This is a genomic window from Pseudonocardia sp. NPDC049635, from assembly GCF_040659795.1.
Taxonomy (GTDB): domain Bacteria; phylum Actinomycetota; class Actinomycetes; order Mycobacteriales; family Pseudonocardiaceae; genus Pseudonocardia.
This window is the reverse complement of record NZ_JBFAON010000005.1, coordinates 93,614-109,829: the sequence shown is the minus strand read 5'-3', so window position 1 is coordinate 109,829 and position 16,216 is coordinate 93,614. Positions and strand designations below refer to the sequence as shown.

The window sequence follows — 16,216 nt, the reverse complement described above, 5'->3', positions numbered from 1 at the left end:
GCTCCAGGTTGCCGGGGAGCCGGACCGGCGGGCTCCGGATCGCCCCGGATCCCGACCCGGACACCCGGGCCCGCGGGCTCAGGGACGCGGGGTCTGACCGCCTCCGGGTGCCGGCGGCTCCGCCGCGCTGCGCGGGCGGGGCGGCCGGGGCGGGAGGTGGCCCTCGCGCTCACCGTCGTCGCCGTCCGGGGGCCCGGGGAGCCCGCGGTCCCGCAGCCGGATCATCCGGCCGAACACGAGCGCGACGGCGAGCCCGACCAGCACCCACGCGCCGATACCGGCGAGGACCCACATGGTCGTCGTCATGCGTTCCTCCCGGGGCCGGCCGGCTTGTCACCCCCAGTGTGCCCCCGGACACGGTTCGGCGCCGGATCCGCGCCGGGTCCGCGCCGCCATCAGGGCGCCGGCGCAGCGCTCAGCCGCTGTCCGGGAGTGCCGGACCGAGCAGGTCGTCGGCGTCGACGATGCGGTAGGCGTACCCCTGTTCCGCCAGGAACCGTTGCCGGTGGGCCGCGTAGTCGGTGTCCACCGTGTCCCGGGAGACGACCGAGTAGAAGTGCGCCTGCCGGCCGTCCCCCTTGGGCCGCAGCAGCCGCCCCAGCCGCTGCGCCTCCTCCTGGCGGGACCCGAAGGTACCGCTGACCTGCACCGCGACCGTCGCCTCCGGCAGGTCGATCGAGAAGTTCGCGACCTTGGACACGACCAGCCGGTCGATCTCGCCGCTGCGGAACTCCTCGAACAGCCGCTCCCGCTCACGGTTGCGGGTCGAACCCTGCACGATCGGCGCGTCCAGCTTCTCGCCCAGCTCCTCCAGCTGTTCGAGATAGGCACCGATGACCAGGGTCGGTTCCCCGCGGTGCCGGTCCAGGATCGCCTGCACCACGGCGAGCTTGGTGCGTGCCGTCGCCGCCGTCCGGTACCGCTCCTCGGAGTCGGCAGTGGCGTAGGCCATCCGTTCGGCGTCGGTCAGCGTGACCCGCACCTCGACGCACTCGGCCGGGGCGATCCAGCCCTGCTCCTCGATGTCGCGCCACGGCGCGTCGTAGCGCTTCGGACCGATCAGCGAGAACACGTCGCCCTCCCGGCCGTCCTCCCGGACCAGGGTCGCGGTGAGCCCGAGCCGGCGCCGGGACTGCAGGTCCGCGGTCATCCGGAACACCGGCGCGGGCAGCAGGTGCACCTCGTCGTAGACGACCAGGCCCCAGTCCCGCGAGTCGAACAGCTCCAGGTGCTTGTACTCGCCCTTGGTCTTGCGCGTCACGACCTGGTAGGTCGCGATCGTCACCGGACGGATCTCCTTGCGCTCACCGGAGTACTCGCCGATCTCCTCCTCGGTGAGCGAGGTCCTGGCCACCAGCTCGCGCTTCCACTGCCGTCCGGCGACCGTGTTGGTGACCAGGATCAGCGTGGTGGCACCGGCCCGGGCCATCGCGGCCGCCCCGACCAGGGTCTTGCCGGCACCGCAGGGCAGCACGACCACTCCGGAGCCGCCGTCCCAGAACCCGTCCACGGCGTGGCGCTGGTAGTCGCGCAGCGACCAGCCGTCCTGCACCAGGTCGATCGGGTGCGCCTCGCCGTCGACGTAACCGGCGAGGTCCTCCGCGGGCCAGCCGACCTTGAGCAGCGCCTGCTTGAGCCGTCCCCGCTCGGAGGGGTGCACCACGACGGTGTCGTCGTCGATCCGGGCCCCCAGCATCGGGCTGATCTTCTTCTGCCGGAGGATCTCCTCCAGCACGGCGCGGTCCAGCGCCGTCAGCACCAGCCCCTGGGTGGGGTGGTTCGACAGCTGCAACCGCCCGTAACGGCCCATCGTGTCGACGACGTCGACCAGCAACGGTTGCGGCACCGGATAGCGGGCCCATCGCACGAGCGCGTCGACGACCTGCTCCGCGTCGTGACCGGCGGCACGGGCGTTCCAGAGCGCGAGCGGCGTCACACGGTAGGTGTGCACGTGCTCCGGGGCGCGCTCCAGCTCGGCGAACGGGGCGATCGCAGCCCGCGCCTCGGCCGAGTCCGGGTGGTCGACCTCGAGCAGAAGGGTCTTGTCGGATTGCACGATCAGCGGACCGTCGGTCACGGAGCGAATCCCTTCGACGTCGGAAATCGGAGCAGCGCAAGACCGCCGGGCGACGAGCGGAGACGAACGGTCAACCTGCGTCACCGCACGTGACCGGAGGGTGAGCGCCGCTACGCCGCGCGGGACGACCCCGCGATGGGGGCTAGACTCCTGAGCCGTCCGCCATGCACAGACGAGACCCTGCACGATCATATCCGCCCGGCTCCCCCGGAGCGCGGCAGCCGCCGCTTCCGTGTCCGCGCGGAGACGGCCGGGAGGGATCGTCGTGACCCGAAAGGCGCACCGGACCCGCTGATGCTCCCCCTCCGCGACGCCACACGGCCGGCCCGGCCGCCCGCCGCCCGCCGGGACCACCCGGGAGCGCCCATGCCCGTGCCCGGACCGGAGACCGACAGGGAGACCGCGCCGTGACCACCGTGACCAGCACGGAACGCCCGAGCACCCTCGCGGAACGACTCAACCCCCGGAACTGGAGCCTGGTCACCAAGCTGGTGGTCGTGGGCCTGGTGCCGACGGTGCTCGCGCTGAGCATCGGCGCGATCCGGGTCGTCGACCAGGCCAACGTCGCCGAGGAGCTCGGCCGAGGCAGCGGCCTGGTGGAGGTTCACCAGCAGCTCAAGACGCTGACCGGGGCACTGCAGACCGAGCGTGACGTCGCCGCCACCTTCGTCGCCGGCAACCGGGTCGGGGACCGCGCGCAGGTCGAGGGCGCGCAGGCCGCGACCGACGAGGCACTGCGGAACACCACCGCCCAGCTCGACGCTGCCGAGGAGCAGGAGCCGCAGCTGGCCGCCGCGCGCCGACAGGCGGAGACCACACTGGGGCAGCTCCCGGTGATTCGCTCGCAGGTCGCGGGCGGCCCCACCCCCGCGGCCGACGTGGCCCTGCGCTACACCTCGATCGTGCAGCGCACGCTCGCGCTGGACCGGGCACTGGTCGGGCGGCTGCAGACCGCCGAGACGGCCGGTCTGACCACCGCGATCGCCGCCGGTGCGACCGCCCGCGAGTCGCTGCAGCTGGAGCGCACCGTGGTGAACGCCGCGCTCGCCTCCGGCCAGCTCGACGAGGCCTCGCGCGCGCGGATGAACACCGCCGAGGCCGCGTTCCGGACCGCGGCGGGTGACGTGGCGCTGGCACTCACCCAGGACCAGGCCGGTGCCTTCGGCGACTTCGCCGCCGGGCCGGTCGACGCCGAGCGGACCGCGCTGCGCGACCAGGTGCTGGCCACCCCGGCCGGTGAGGCGCCGCAGGTGGACGCGGCCGCGTGGAACGCCGCCGTGGACCGTTCGACGCAGGCGGTCGACGAGTCGACGCAGGCCGCCGAGCAGGCGTTCGTGGACCGGCGGACCGCCGCAGCCGAGCAGGCCGGCAACACCGCGGGCCTCAACTCGGTGCTGCTGATGCTGACCCTGCTGCTCACCGGCGGCATCATCCTGCTGCTGGGCAGGCAGATGGTCCGCTCGCTGCGGCTGCTGCGCAGCTCGGCACTGGACGTCGCGGAGCGCAAGCTCCCCGCCGCCGTCGAGGGCATGCGTTCGGGTCAGGCACCGAACGCGCTGGTCGAGCCGGTGCCGCTGGACAGCCGCGACGAGATCGGCGAGGTCGCCAGGGCGTTCGACGCGGTGCACGGCCAGGCGATCCGCCTGGCCGCCGACCAGGTCGCGCTGCAGCAGAACGTCAACAGCATGTTCGTCAACCTCTCCCGGCGCTCGCAGGCGCTCGTCGAGCGCCAGCTGCAGCTGATCGAGCAGCTGGAGAGCAACGAGCAGGACCCGGACCAGCTCTCCAACCTGTTCCAGCTCGACCACCTCGCCACCCGTATGCGGCGCAACAGCGAGAACCTGCTGGTTCTCGCCGGCACCGATCTCGCCAAGCGGAACGTGGCACCGGTGCAGGTGGTGGACGTGCTGCGGGCCGCGGTGTCCGAGGTCGAGCAGTACCAGCGGGTCGTCGTCCAGACCCCGCCGAACGCCACCATCGCCGGCCGGGCGGCGAACGACCTCGTCCACCTGCTCGCCGAGCTGCTGGACAACGCGACGAACTTCTCCCCGCCGGACTCCCAGGTCGTCATGAGCACGACCCGCACCGCCGACGAGTCGCTGCTGATCGAGATCTCCGACCGCGGTGTCGGCATGCTCGACGCCGAGCTGGCCGACGCGAACCAGCGGCTCTCCGGCCCGGCCGAGGTCGACGTCTCGGCGTCGCGCCGGATGGGCCTGTTCGTGGTCGGCCGGCTGGCGGCCCGGCACCGGATCGGTGTCCGGCTCGCGTCCGCGGCGGCGGGTGGCGGTTCCGGGGGGCTCAGTGCCTCGGTGAGCGTGCCTGCGGACCTGGTGCCCTCGGCACAGCTTCCCGAGCAGCGCCGCGACGGCGGGCCGAGCGCCGCGTTCCCCGTCCCGCAGGCACCGCCCCCGCCGGCTCCGGAGCTGCCGGGGCCCTCCGCCGGGCGTGCCGCCCCGGAGGGCGGCGACCGTCGGGTCGCGGTCAACGGGGCAGGCCGCGGCGGTCCGCTGCCGTCGATGGTCGCCGGATCCGACGGGCCGCTGACCCCGACGTTCGAGGCGGGCAGCACCGCCACCGGTGGGGCGCGCAACGGCTCCGCCGCGGCGCTGCCGACCCGCAGGCCGGGCTCGTCGCTGCGCAAGAACGCCCCGGAGGCCGCCGGCGACGCGGCCGGAGGGCCGGAGATCGCCCCGAACGGGATCGCCCCCGGCGGGATGCAGTCGTTCGCGCCGTCCCGTGAGGCGCCCGCGACCGAGGAGCGCACCCCGGCCGACGTGTTCACCCCCGTCGAGGACGAGCCGGCCGTGGGCGGGTCCGGCGCCGCCCCGAGCGGCGGCACGGACGGTGACCTTCCGCCGCAGGGACCCGGCCAGGACCTGCCTGCCGCCCCGGCCCCGGCCGGGGACGGCGAGGAGCCCGGTTCCGGCGACGACCCGGCCGAGGGGACGGCCGGGCCCGACGCCACCACCACCGAGGAGCGCGAGGAGGCGGGGCGGCCGGGCATGGGCCCCGCAGCGGCACTCGGGCTCGGCGGCGCCTTCGCCGCGGGCGCCGCGGCGACCCGCTCCGGTGACCGCGGGCCCGAGCGTGATCTCGACGAGACCGTCGTCATGGGCGCGGCCACCGACGACGGCCCGGCCGATGACGACGTCACCGGCCCCGGCCAGGGCGGCTCCGAGCAGGTGGCCGGGCGCGGCACCGATCCGGCCGGCCGAGCGACCCCCACAGGGGAGGACCTCGACGGCCCCGCCGCGGTGAAGCCGTCCGCTGCCGCCGAGGTATCCACCGATTCCGAGATCTCCGGTGCCACCGCCGACTCCGCCGACTCCGCCGAGGCCACGGTCTCCGGGGCCTCCACCGATTCCGGTGACGCCGCGGGTTCCGGTGACTCCGGTGGCCCGACAGGCACCGGAGTCACCGGGGCCACCGACGACGCGGCCCCGCGGGCCGCGGTCGGCGCGGCGGTGGACCCGGCCGCGGCGACCGGGCCCGACGACGCCGAGGGCAGCAGCAGGACCGGCGACCGGGACGAGACCTCGGACGACACCACCGAAGACGGGACACACGGCCGGGCGGACGGCGCCGCAGGCGTCACCGGCGCGCGGCCTGGTTCCGAGGAGCCGGCCACCGGGGACACCGCCCCGGCCGGGGCCGGCGACAAGGCCGGGCCCGGGGGGACCGGTCACACGACGACCGGCCGCACTACCGACACCCGGTCGATGCCTGCGGTGGGGCCCTCGGGCCGGGAACCGATGGGTGGCCCTCCCGGCGCCCGCCCGCACGGGGCCCGGCCCGGCCCGGCCCCGCGACCGGTGATGCCCGGCGGGCCCGGCCCGGCCCTGCCGGCCCGGCGTCCGTCGCCGGGCCCCGGCCGGGGCGGCCCGGTCCCGGCTCCGGACGGACGCCCCGCGCCCGGCCCGAACGGCGCCCCGCTGCCCAAGCGGCCGATCACCGCCCGCGGCCCCGTCGACGGCAGGCCTCCCGCCGGGCGGCCGGGCCAGGGCCCGGCCCAGGACGAGTTGTTCGCGCCGAAGGTGCCGGTCGAGGGGGACCGGGGCCAGCTGCGCCGCCCGGGGGCCCTGGAGGCGGCCCGGTCGCAGCAGAACGGCTTCGACATGAGCCAGACGACGCCGATCTTCGACGACATCGCCTCGGCGTGGTTCCGGTCCAACCGTTCGGTGCCGGTCCGCTGGCAGGACGGCTCACCTGCCCAGGCCGACGGCCCGTCCGGGCCGCCGGACGCGCCGTCCGGCCGGGCCGGTGCGGCGGGCTTCGCGTCGCCCGCCGACGACGCCTGGCGACAGGCGCGAGAAGTCGCCGGGGAGGAATCCGGGATCGACGATCCGGACGAGACCACCTCGGCGGGGCTGCCCAAGCGGCGACCGCGCGCGCGGCTGCTGCCCGGCAGTGCGGCAGGATCGACAGTGCTCAGCCCCGCTCCGGCAGGCGAGCCACGCACCGCGGAGAGCGTGCGCGGCCGGCTGGCGAGCTACCAGCAGGGTGTGCGCCAGGGCCGGGAGAGCGCCTCCGGCAGGCAGTACGCCTCCCGCACCACGACCGACGGCACCCCCGAGCCGTCCGGTGACCGAACGAACCAGACCGACCCTGAGGAGAACCAGTGAGGGCACCGCAGGCACAGCCCAGCCAGAGCCGTTTCGGTTGGTTGGTCACCAACTTCGCGGAGCGCGTCCCCGGCGTCGCGCACGCGATCGTGGTGTCGGCCGACGGGCTTCTGCTGACGGCGTCGGACCGGCTCCCCCGGGACCGGGCCGACCAGCTCGCGGCCGTCGCGTCCGGTCTCATCAGCCTGACCCAGGGTGCGGCCCGGTGCTTCGACGCGGGCGGTGTGGTGCAGACCGTGGTGGAGATGGACCGGGGGATCGTGCTGCTGATGTCCATCAGCGACGGTTCCTGCCTGGCCGTGCTCGCCTCGCCGAGCTGCGACATCGGCCTGGTCGGTTACGAGATGACGCTGCTGGTCGACCGGGTCGGCCAGCTCCTCACCCCGGAGCTCCGCGCGGAGCTGCAGGGCTCGTTCGGGCCCTGAGCACACGTCATGAACCCCATCGCAGCAGGATCGGCCAGGGTAGGTGAGATCCGATGACACAGGACCCGGGTGGACAGGGCCCCGAGCCCACGTTCGCCGACGTGATGAACGGGTTCAGCCTGGACTCCAAGCGCAAGCCCAGGAAACGGCGATGGGGCTGGGGCCGGGCCGAGGACGAGGCGCCCGAGGAGCCCCCGCGGCAGGCGCCGCCGCCGTCGCCCGCCGAGATGACCGGTCCGATCAGCGGGTCGGCGGCCTACGGGCCGCCGCCCACGCCCGGTGAGTGGGATGCACACCACGGTGACGTGCCTTCCCCGCACCCCGGTCCGGCATCCGCGCCGGCGGCGCCGCCTCCGCCCGCTCCCGGTGGGGCCTCGTTCGTGCGGCCCTACGCCTGGACCCGGGGCCGCACGAAGTCGGGATACGAGCTGGCCATCGAGACGCTCGTCTCGGTCAGCAGCCGGGCCCGCAGCCAGCTGGAGCGGTTGCCGATGGAGCACCGCACCGTCGCCGACCTGCTGGCCGAGCAGACCCGCTCGGTCGCCGAGGTCGCGGCGCTGCTCTCGCTCCCCCTGGGCGTGGCCCGGGTACTGCTCGGGGACATGGCCTCGGGCGGCACGGTGACCGTTCACCAGACCGCGAGCACCCCCGGCGACGTGCCGGACCTCGCGCTGATGGAAAGGGTGTTGAGTGGACTCCGTCGGCTCTAGGCCACAGCCGCCACAGCCGCCCCGGCCCGTCGCGCGGACCGCGACGATGTCGGCCAAGATCGTCGTCGCCGGCGGGTTCGGCGTCGGCAAGACCACCTTCGTCGGGTCGGTCTCGGAGATCATGCCGCTGACCACCGAGGCGGTGATGACCGAGGCGAGCTCGTCGCACGACGATCTCTCGGCCACCCCCAACAAGCGCTCGACGACGGTCGCGATGGACTTCGGCCGCGTCTCGTTGGACTCCGACCTGGTGCTCTACCTGTTCGGGACGCCCGGCCAGCAGCGCTTCTGGTTCATGTGGGACGACCTGGTCCGGGGCGCGATCGGTGCCGTCGTGCTGGTCGACACCCGGCGGCTCGCCGACTCGTTCGCCGCGATCGACTTCTTCGAGGACCGGAACCTGCCCTACGTGGTCGGGGTGAACGTCTTCGACGGCCACCTGCAGCACGGGCTGGAGGACGTCCGCGAGGCGATGTCGATCGACCCGTCCGTCCCGATGGTGGTGTGCGACGCCCGGCACCGGCAGTCGACGAAGGAGACGTTGATCGCGCTGGTCCAGCACGCGATGCACCAGCGGATGGCAGCGGGCGCCCGCTAACGCTCGACCGGCGCGATCGATGTGATCCGGTGCAGCTGGATCCGGCGGAGCTCTCCGTCGAGTGCGTCGCGGCCCTCGACGACTCCCCCGCCCACCGAGGTGGGGGCCAGCACCCGGTCGCCCGCGACGCCGTGACCGTCGACGAACCCGATCCACACGGTCCGGCCCTCGCGGACCGCCGCCTGCAGCGACGCCAGGTTGCCGGTCGATCCGGTGGCCTCCCGGCGACCGGCGACGCTGTCCCGCACCCCGGCGAGCGCGTCGCCGGCCCGCAGTCGTTCGACGAGCTCGTCGGTCCGGTCCGTGGTGTCGGCCCCGGCCGGTCCGGGACGCGGGCCCGTCCCCCGTCGCCTCGACTCCGCCCGCCTGCCCCGGGCGGCCATGTCGAGCACCGCGCCGCCCGCGTCCTCGGCAGCCGGGCTGAACCCGGCCGCCCGCAGGCCGTCCAGCACCTCGGCCAGCGGCAGCGAGCTCACCAGCACGGTCGGCGCGATCCGGCGCAGACCCAGCTCGGCGGTGCCCTCCTTGGCCAGCACCTCCGAGAGCAGCACCTCGTCGTCGGAGCGCAGGAAGCAGGCGACCGCGCCGCCACGTAGCCGGCCGTGTCGCCGGGCGACGTCGTCGACCAGGTAGGTGAGGGTCTGCGGGACCGGGGTCCGGGACCGCTTGGCGAGGACCTCCTTCACGTCCTCCGCGGTGCGCCCGGTGTCCAGCGCGCGACGCAGGCTCCGCTCGGTGAAGCGGTAGACGGTGGCCCCACCGGCCGACTCGACCTCGGCGAGCACCGACAGCTCGTGCGCCAGGTCGGCGGAGAGCCGGCCGGGTGCGACGGCGGTCAGGTCGGCCTGCAGCAGGATCTCCTCCACCGGGGCGGGCAGCGCAGCGTGCAGCGCGGCGGCCACCGCGGTCGGGTTGCGGGCCTCGCGGGTCACCGGATCGAGCAGCACCCGCCCGGCCGTGGTGAGCGCATCGAGCGCGACGACACCGATCGTGGTCGCCTCGGCGAGCGTCCAGCCGACCAGCTCGTCGCGCAACCGGCCACCCCGCCGTGGCGCGGCCCAGGCCAGGATCCGGGCCAGGTCCGGAGCGGACCCGACGGACGTGCCGGCGGGCAGGTCGGCGAGCGCCTGCAGGATCCGGCGCCGGTCCCGCGCCGCGGGTGGCCTGCGCGGACCGTCGGAGAGCGCGGTGACCGGCTTGTCGGCGTCGTCCCGGCGGCCGACCAGGCCGGGCAGCCGGGGCAGCTCCAGCCAGGTCCGGGCGAGCACCGCCCAGCGCGACTCCTCGGGGGCGCTACCCCAGATGTCGGCTGTCGGTGTGGGCAGCCACTCCGGTGTGCTCGACTCGCTCTCGGCGATGAGATCAGCCGCGTAGAGGATCTCCAGGACGAGCGCGACCGTCGTCTCGTCGGTCCCCGCCTCCTTCGCGGCCCGGCGCAGGTCGCGCACCCCGAACCCGCCGGAACGGAGCACGCCCGGCCCGTCGGTCGCCAGGAACTCCAGCACGAGATCGACCCGGCGCAGGAACTCCAGCGCCGCCCCGGCACCGGTGCCGTCCACGACGGACGGGTCCCGCTCGCGCAGCGGGACGTCCGGCCGGGACAGGTCGAGCGGACCCATCGGCCGGTCGCCCCGCAGGGCGAGCGCGACCTGCCGGGGCAGCTCCACGGTGTCCGGGTCGCGCAGCAGCAGGAGCCCGCGCGAGACCAGTGCACCGACCGCGCCGGAACCGTCCCCCGCATTGCGGGAGCGCCCGATCGGCGGGCCCTTGGCGAGCACCTCGAGCACCGAACGCTCCTCGGGCGTGGTGGCGGCCAGCAGCGCGTCCAGTTCGGACGTGGCGGCCGGACCGGTCGCCTCGCGACCGAGCCCGGCCGGGAACGGCCCCACCACCTCGGCGGCCGCCGGGACCGCGGACAGCGCCTCGTCCGGGCCCCACACCAGCGCGCGTCCACGCAGCGGACCGAGCCCCTCGACGAACGTCCGCCGGTCGACGTCCGGGCCGAGCCAGCGGCGCGGACCGGAATCGGCCCGCGTCCCGTCCACCGGGGCGCGCGTCGCACCGGACAGCACGAGCGCCTCCAGCACGGTCAGCGCGACCGTGCCGAGGTCCTCGCAGGCACGTTGCACCGACGCCCGGATGGAGGCCCGGGTCGCCAGCACCGTGAGATCACCGGGCGGGGGGACGGCGAGGTCCGGACGCGCGCGGAGCAGCGCGGCGAGGAACCCGTCGTCCTGCCCGCGCAGCCACTCGACCAGGGACGTCTGCACCACCGCCAGGGTAGTCGGTGGTGCGGGCCGCACCGGTGCGGACAGGGCACGTGGACGTCGGCGATACTGGACGGGACACCGCACGATGCTGGAGGAACCGATGGCGTCCAAGCCCGCCGACCCGAACCGGATCGACCCGAACTGGCCGGACCTGCCGGACGGCGGGCACGCGGTCACCGAGCTCATGGGCACCGTGCAGGGCAACATGTCGCCGTTCGGCGACGTCGAGTTCCCCGTGGACGACGTGCCCTACGAGCACCCGGTCACCGAGATCAACCGCTGACCGTGGTCGCGGGTCTGCTCCTCGCCGGCGGCGCCGGGCGCCGCATGGGCACCCCGAAGGCGATGGTACGGCTGCACGGGGAGCCGCTGGCGGTCCGTGCCGTGAAGGCGTTGCAGGCGGGCGGCTGCGGACCGGTGACGGTCGTGCTGGGCGCCCGCGCCGACGACGTCACCGACGTGCTGCGCGCGGCCGGCCTCGGCACCGAGGGCAGCGACGTCGGGGTCGTGGTCGCGGAGGACTGGGACGAGGGCATGGGCGCGTCGCTGCGGCGCGGCCTGGGTGCGCTGACCCACCTGCCCGGCACCGGGGCCGCCCTGGTCCACCTGGTGGACCTGCCCGGGGTCGGCCCCGAGGCGATCCGGCGGGTCGCCGAGGGAGCGGGCCATTCGTCGCTGCGCCGGGCAGCCTACGGCGGCGTGCCCGGCCATCCCGTGCTGCTCGGCCGGGACCACTGGTCGGGTGTGGCCGGAGCGTCCACCGGCGACGCGGGCGCCCGCGGCTACCTGGCCGGGCACCCGGCCCTGGAGCTCGTCGAGTGCGGTGACGTCGCCGACCCCGACGACGTCGACACCCCGGCCCAGCTGCGGCGCCTGGCCGGGGCGTGACCCGCTCGCCGGGTCAGACGTTGACGACCTGACCCGGGTGGATCAGCTGACCCGCACCCAGGTGCGGGTTCTTGGCCAGCAGGGTCTTCCAGTGGCCGACGCCGTGCGCCGCCGCGATCTTGCCGAGGGTGTCGCCCGCCTGCACGGTGTAGGTGCCGCCCGACGCGGGGGCGCTGAGCTTCACCCGCGCGGGTGCCTGGGTGCCGGCGTCACGCTCGACGGTGCGCGGGGTGGCGGCCCCCGAGGCACCGGTCTTCTTCGAGCACGAGGGCCAGGCGTTCCAGCCCTGCCCGGCCAGCACCTTCTCGGCGACGGCGATCTGCTCGGCGCGGGTGGCCTGGTGCGCGGAGGGGGCGTACTCGGCGCCGCCGAACGCCTTCCAGGTGGTCGGGCTGAACTGCAGTCCGCCGTAGTAGCCGTTGCCGGTGTTGATGGACCAGTTCCCGCCGCTCTCGCACTGGGCGAGCTTGTCCCAGGTGGCGTCGCTGGCCGCGTTCGCGGTCGGGACGAGCACCATCATGGGTGCGCCGAGCACGGCGCCTGCGACGGCCGTCCGGGCGATCGTCCGCCCGGTCGCGCTGGGTTTGCGGTGCTTGCCGCGGTATCGAGCCATGGCACGGGTCTCCCCCGTGGCGCGTCCGACCAGCGCCCGGGGAGTTGGGCGCCGGATCCGTGGCCGGGGAGTGGCCGCCGGATCCGCCTGGCTGTCGGCCCTGTCCCACGTAGTACCTCGGGGGCCGGTGGCCGCCGGACAGGGAGCACTGCGGCACCGGGGCCCGTCCGCATAGGGGAGTCGGTCGGGCCGGGATCGAAGGTAGGTGACGTCCGGTCGACGCGGAAGCCGTCCGGCACCCGGCGTGTCTCCGGGCGAACCGGGCACACCAAGATCGAATGAATGGTTTCCGCTGGTAGCAATGCCCGATCACGAACGCGAAACGCACCGGGAAACAGAGTGTTGTAAACAACAAACGTGATACACATCACTTCTTATCGGGTGCTGGCCGGTCGGGCCGGGCACCCCGCGCGTGCGGCACCGCCGTAGGGTCGGCGGGGTGAGTAGGGAGCTCAGCCACGTCGACGAGGCCGGGGCGGCCCGCATGGTGGACGTCTCGGGCAAGCAGCCCGGACCCCGCGCGGCGGTCGCCACCGGCGTCCTGCGGACCACCGCCGAGGTGATCCGGCTGCTGGAGTCCGACGGTCTGCCCAAGGGCGACGCGCTGGCCACCGCCCGGATCGCCGGGATCATGGGCGCCAAGCGCACCCCGGACCTGGTCCCGCTCTGCCATCCGATCGCGATCAGCGGGGTCACCCTGGACCTGGTGACCGGCACCGGTGACACCACCGGCCGGGTCGAGATCCGGGCCGAGGTGCGGACCACCGACCGCACGGGCGTCGAGATGGAGGCGCTCACCGCGGTCGCCGTCGCCGGCCTCACGCTGCACGACATGATCAAGGCCGTGGACCCGGCGGCCGTGCTGGACGCGGTACGGGTCGAGCGCAAGGACGGCGGGAAGACCGAACACTGGACCCGGCCGGAGCACCGGTCGTGAGCGGCCGGACCGCGCGGGTCGTCACCGCGTCGAACCGGGCGGCCGCCGGCGTCTACGCCGACCGGGCCGGGCCGGTGATCGCCGCCTGGCTGCGCGAGCGCGGCTACGAGACCCCCGATCCGGCGGTGGTCCCGGACGGTGATCCGGTCGGCTCCGCGCTGCGGGCCGCCGTCGACGACGACGTCGACGTCGTGATCACCACCGGTGGCACCGGCATCTCGCCCACCGATGCCACCCCGGAGGCCACCCGGGCCGTGATCGACCACGAGGTGCCGGGCCTGGCCGACGCGATCCGGCGGGCCGGCGAGCCGGTCGTGCCCACCGCCGTGCTGTCCCGTGGGGTGGCGGGTGTCGCACGCCGCACCCTGGTCGTGAACCTGCCCGGTTCCCCGGGTGGGGTGAAGGACGGTCTCGGTGTGCTCGAGCACGTGCTCGACCACGCCGTCGACCAACTGCGCGGAGGTGACCACTGATGGGTGCAGAGGTGTTGCGCGCCGCCGTCGGCGAGGAGCCGCTCGACGTCGACGAGCACGCGCGGCTCGTCGAGCACGCCGCGGCCGGCGCGGTCGTGACCTTCGCCGGTGTGGTCCGCGACCACGACGGCGGCAGGTCGGTGCAGGGGCTGGAGTACAGCGCCCACCCCACCGCGGCACGGATCGTCGCCGAGGTGGCCGAGCAGGTCGCCGCGAACACCGCGGGCGTCCGCGCGCTGGCGGTGAGCCACCGGATCGGCCCGCTGGCGATCGGTGAGGTCGCACTGGCCTGCGCGGTCGCGGCCGAGCACCGCGGTCAGGCGTTCACCGCCTGCGCCGAGCTGGTGGACGAGGTGAAGCGGCTGCTGCCGGTGTGGAAGCACCAGCGTTTCGCCGACGGCACCGACGAGTGGGTCAACTCGACCTGAGCGGTGCCCCGTCACCCCTGCCCCCCGGGAAACCGGAACGGCCCGGGCGCCTCCGCGCAGGGAGGTGGCCCGGGCCGTCGTCCGCCGGGGTGGATGCTGGGGACACACACCCCGATCCGCGGCCCCGGATGGCGGTCCGGGGCGGCGGTCGTGGTCGGTCAGCCCAGCTTGAGGGTCTGCCCCACGCTGATCAGGTTGACGTTCGCGATGCCGTTCAGCGAGGCGAGCCGCGCGACCGTGGTGCCGTTCGCCGCGGCGATCCGGCCCAGCGTGTCGCCGGAGCGGACGGTGTAGGAACCGCTGCCCGACGCCGCCGGAGCGGCCGGAGCGGCCGGGGCCGACGCCTTCACGCGCTTGCCCGGCTCGGCCACGTGGCCACGGATGCCCAGCTTCGAGGAGCAGGCGGGCCATGCGCCCCAGCCCTGCGCCGCGAGCACCCGCTCGGCGACCGCGATCTGCTCGGCCCGGCTGGCGTTGTGCGCCGATCCGGTGCCGCCGAAGGCGCGCCAGGTGCTCGGCGCGAACTGCAGCCCGCCGGAGTACCCGTTACCCGTGTTGATCGACCAGTTGCCACCGCTCTCGCACTGCGCGAGCTGGTCCCAGACGCTGTCCGGGGCGGCGTTGGCGGTGCCGGCGATCGCGGCCGTGGCGCCGACCGTGACGAGTCCTGCCACGGCCACGCGCAGGAGACTTCGGCCCTTGGGTCCCTGAGACATTGCTGTACTCCCACCGCGCCGGCCCGATCAGCTCGCACGTCCGCGCAATGGTCCCCGGGCACGGATGTGCCCACCGTTCGCCGCGGGGGAGCGTCGATCGGGACCGGGGAGCGACGTCTGCGACGCCCGCGGAAGTACTCGCTGTCGTCCCCGTCCCGTTCTTGGTCCTCGACGGACCGGGCTGCCGCAGGACGGGGGTCGTTCGGCGCGGCGGGCCCGGATGTTTGCTCGTTCAACTGGCCGCTCCGGTCGGACCGGCCGCTGAGAAAGGTGAATGCCGGAAAGGAATTCGTCAATCAGCGACAGGGTGAGCGAAATCATGGTTGCAACCGTGTAATTATCAGATCGACCCCAAACGTGCTGGTCAACGGCGTCACATCACGGACGTATCACGCGAGCGTGAACTGTTCCTGATCGGAAGCATCTCGAACCTTCCCGACGCCCCGTTCGTCGGTACGGGGATGGGCCGGGCCCCCGCGCCCGGCCCGTGGCCGGGTGCGCGACCGCCTGCTGTGGCCCTCCGCCGCACCCGTCCGGCATGCTGGTTCGGTGAACGACTCCGCACCGGCCGGCGCCGGCCCGACCGGCCCCGCCGAGCTCGCCGCCGCACTGCGCGCGACCGGTTACCTGGCCGACGACGGGCTCGCGACGGCGACCTACCTGGCGATGCAGATGAACCGCCCGCTGTTCTGCGAGGGCGAGCCGGGCACCGGCAAGACCGCGCTGGCCCAGGCGCTCGCGCAGTCCCTCGACGCCCCGCTGATCCGGCTCCAGTGCCACGACGGCATCGACGCCGCGCAGGCCCTCTACGACTGGGACTTCCCCCGCCAGCTGCTGCACCTGCGCACCCTCGAGGCCACCACCGGCGCCGACGGCAGGCTCGATCCCGACGCCGTCGAGCACAGCCTCTACGACGAACGGTTCCTCCTCGCCCGCCCCATCCTGCGCGCCCTGCGCACCACACCCTCGGTCCTGCTCATCGACGAGATCGACCGCGCCGACGACGAGTTCGAGGCCTTCCTGCTCGAGGTCCTGACCGAGCACGCCGTCACCATCCCCGAGCTCGGCGAGATCCGGGCGAGCACCCCACCGATCGTCGTCCTCACCTCGAACCGGACCCGCGAGGTGCACGACGCACTCAAACGTCGCTGCCTCTACCTCTGGTTGGAGCACCCCTCGATCGAGCGCGAGATCGAGATCCTGCACAGCAGGCTGCCGGAGGTCCCGGAGCGGCTGGCGGCCTCGGTCGCGCGCGCGGTGCAGAAGCTGCGCCACGCCGACCTGATCAAGCCTCCGGGTGTCGCCGAGACCCTCGACTGGGCCCGCGCGCTGCAGCTCATCGGGGCCCGGCACCTGGACCCGGAGTCCGCCGCACGCACCCTCGGGGCCGTGCTCAAGTACCGGGAGGATGCCGACCGCGTGCACAAACAGCTCGACACGCTGCTGGCGTCCTGAC

At 74.5% G+C, this 16,216-nt stretch carries 15 protein-coding genes; 10 read left to right on the top strand and 5 right to left on the bottom strand.

Annotated elements, in window-relative coordinates:
- Positions 1–78 precede the first annotated feature (78 nt).
- Both AB0J24_RS08825 and AB0J24_RS08820 read right to left on the bottom strand, forming a co-directional pair.
- Positions 79–306, bottom strand: a complete 228-nt coding sequence (locus AB0J24_RS08825; protein ID WP_358677671.1) for a hypothetical protein — start codon at positions 304–306, stop codon at positions 79–81.
- Between the two features lie 109 nt (positions 307–415).
- Entirely contained in the window at positions 416–2,077 is a 1,662-nt protein-coding gene (locus AB0J24_RS08820; RefSeq protein WP_358677668.1) for a DNA repair helicase XPB, read from the bottom strand.
- Between the two features lie 407 nt (positions 2,078–2,484).
- On the opposite strand from AB0J24_RS08820, the gene AB0J24_RS08815 reads away from it, so the two are divergent.
- Genes AB0J24_RS08815 through AB0J24_RS08800 form a run of 4 tightly spaced genes read left to right on the top strand, consistent with a single transcriptional unit; the run spans position 2,485 to position 8,435 of the window.
- Positions 2,485–6,702, top strand: a complete 4,218-nt coding sequence (locus AB0J24_RS08815; protein ID WP_358677665.1) for a nitrate- and nitrite sensing domain-containing protein — start codon at positions 2,485–2,487, stop codon at positions 6,700–6,702.
- Positions 6,699–7,127: a roadblock/LC7 domain-containing protein gene (locus tag AB0J24_RS08810; RefSeq protein WP_085910464.1), complete on the top strand. Its 429-nt coding sequence runs from the start codon at positions 6,699–6,701 to the stop codon at positions 7,125–7,127. The genes AB0J24_RS08815 and AB0J24_RS08810 overlap by 4 nt, the downstream gene beginning before the upstream one ends.
- A gap of 53 nt (positions 7,128–7,180) precedes the next feature.
- Positions 7,181–7,837, top strand: a complete 657-nt coding sequence (locus AB0J24_RS08805; RefSeq protein ID WP_358677662.1) for a DUF742 domain-containing protein — start codon at positions 7,181–7,183, stop codon at positions 7,835–7,837.
- 46 nt (positions 7,838–7,883) lie between these two features.
- Positions 7,884–8,435: an ATP/GTP-binding protein gene (locus AB0J24_RS08800; protein WP_358677659.1), complete on the top strand. Its 552-nt coding sequence runs from the start codon at positions 7,884–7,886 to the stop codon at positions 8,433–8,435.
- Here the strand turns inward: AB0J24_RS08800 and AB0J24_RS08795 are convergent.
- Positions 8,432–10,708, bottom strand: coding sequence for a helicase-associated domain-containing protein (locus AB0J24_RS08795; RefSeq protein ID WP_358677657.1), 2,277 nt, complete (start codon positions 10,706–10,708; stop codon positions 8,432–8,434). The two genes, AB0J24_RS08800 and AB0J24_RS08795, sit on opposite strands and share 4 nt — an antisense overlap.
- Before the next feature lie 97 nt (positions 10,709–10,805).
- Between AB0J24_RS08795 and AB0J24_RS08790 the strand changes: the two genes are divergently transcribed.
- Together AB0J24_RS08790 and AB0J24_RS08785 are read left to right on the top strand one after the other, a co-directional pair.
- On the top strand, positions 10,806–10,988 hold the full coding sequence (locus AB0J24_RS08790; protein WP_358677654.1) for a hypothetical protein: 183 nt from the start codon (positions 10,806–10,808) through the stop codon (positions 10,986–10,988).
- Between the two features lie 2 nt (positions 10,989–10,990).
- Positions 10,991–11,593, top strand: a complete 603-nt coding sequence (locus tag AB0J24_RS08785; RefSeq protein WP_358677651.1) for a nucleotidyltransferase family protein — start codon at positions 10,991–10,993, stop codon at positions 11,591–11,593.
- 13 nt (positions 11,594–11,606) lie between these two features.
- On the opposite strand, the gene AB0J24_RS08780 is transcribed toward AB0J24_RS08785, so the two are convergent.
- Positions 11,607–12,206, bottom strand: coding sequence for a transglycosylase family protein (locus tag AB0J24_RS08780; RefSeq protein WP_358677648.1), 600 nt, complete (start codon positions 12,204–12,206; stop codon positions 11,607–11,609).
- 439 nt (positions 12,207–12,645) lie between these two features.
- Here AB0J24_RS08780 and moaC point away from each other — a divergent pair, with 439 nt between their 5' ends.
- Genes moaC through AB0J24_RS08765 form a run of 3 tightly spaced genes read left to right on the top strand, consistent with a single transcriptional unit; the run spans position 12,646 to position 14,044 of the window.
- Positions 12,646–13,143, top strand: a complete 498-nt coding sequence (gene moaC, locus AB0J24_RS08775; RefSeq protein ID WP_358677645.1) for a cyclic pyranopterin monophosphate synthase MoaC — start codon at positions 12,646–12,648, stop codon at positions 13,141–13,143.
- Entirely contained in the window at positions 13,140–13,616 is a 477-nt protein-coding gene (locus tag AB0J24_RS08770; protein WP_358677642.1) for a MogA/MoaB family molybdenum cofactor biosynthesis protein, read from the top strand. The genes moaC and AB0J24_RS08770 overlap by 4 nt, the downstream gene beginning before the upstream one ends.
- Positions 13,616–14,044 carry a molybdenum cofactor biosynthesis protein MoaE gene (locus tag AB0J24_RS08765; RefSeq protein WP_358677639.1) on the top strand — a complete coding sequence of 143 codons (429 nt, stop codon included), beginning with the start codon at positions 13,616–13,618 and terminating at the stop codon, positions 14,042–14,044. The genes AB0J24_RS08770 and AB0J24_RS08765 overlap by 1 nt, the downstream gene beginning before the upstream one ends.
- Positions 14,045–14,202: 158 nt before the next feature.
- Here AB0J24_RS08765 and AB0J24_RS08760 read toward each other — a convergent pair whose 3' ends face one another.
- On the bottom strand, positions 14,203–14,760 hold the full coding sequence (locus AB0J24_RS08760; RefSeq protein WP_358677637.1) for a transglycosylase family protein: 558 nt from the start codon (positions 14,758–14,760) through the stop codon (positions 14,203–14,205).
- 549 nt (positions 14,761–15,309) lie between these two features.
- On the opposite strand from AB0J24_RS08760, the gene AB0J24_RS08755 reads away from it, so the two are divergent.
- Positions 15,310–16,215: a MoxR family ATPase gene (locus AB0J24_RS08755; protein ID WP_358677634.1), complete on the top strand. Its 906-nt coding sequence runs from the start codon at positions 15,310–15,312 to the stop codon at positions 16,213–16,215.
- Position 16,216 lies beyond the last annotated feature (1 nt).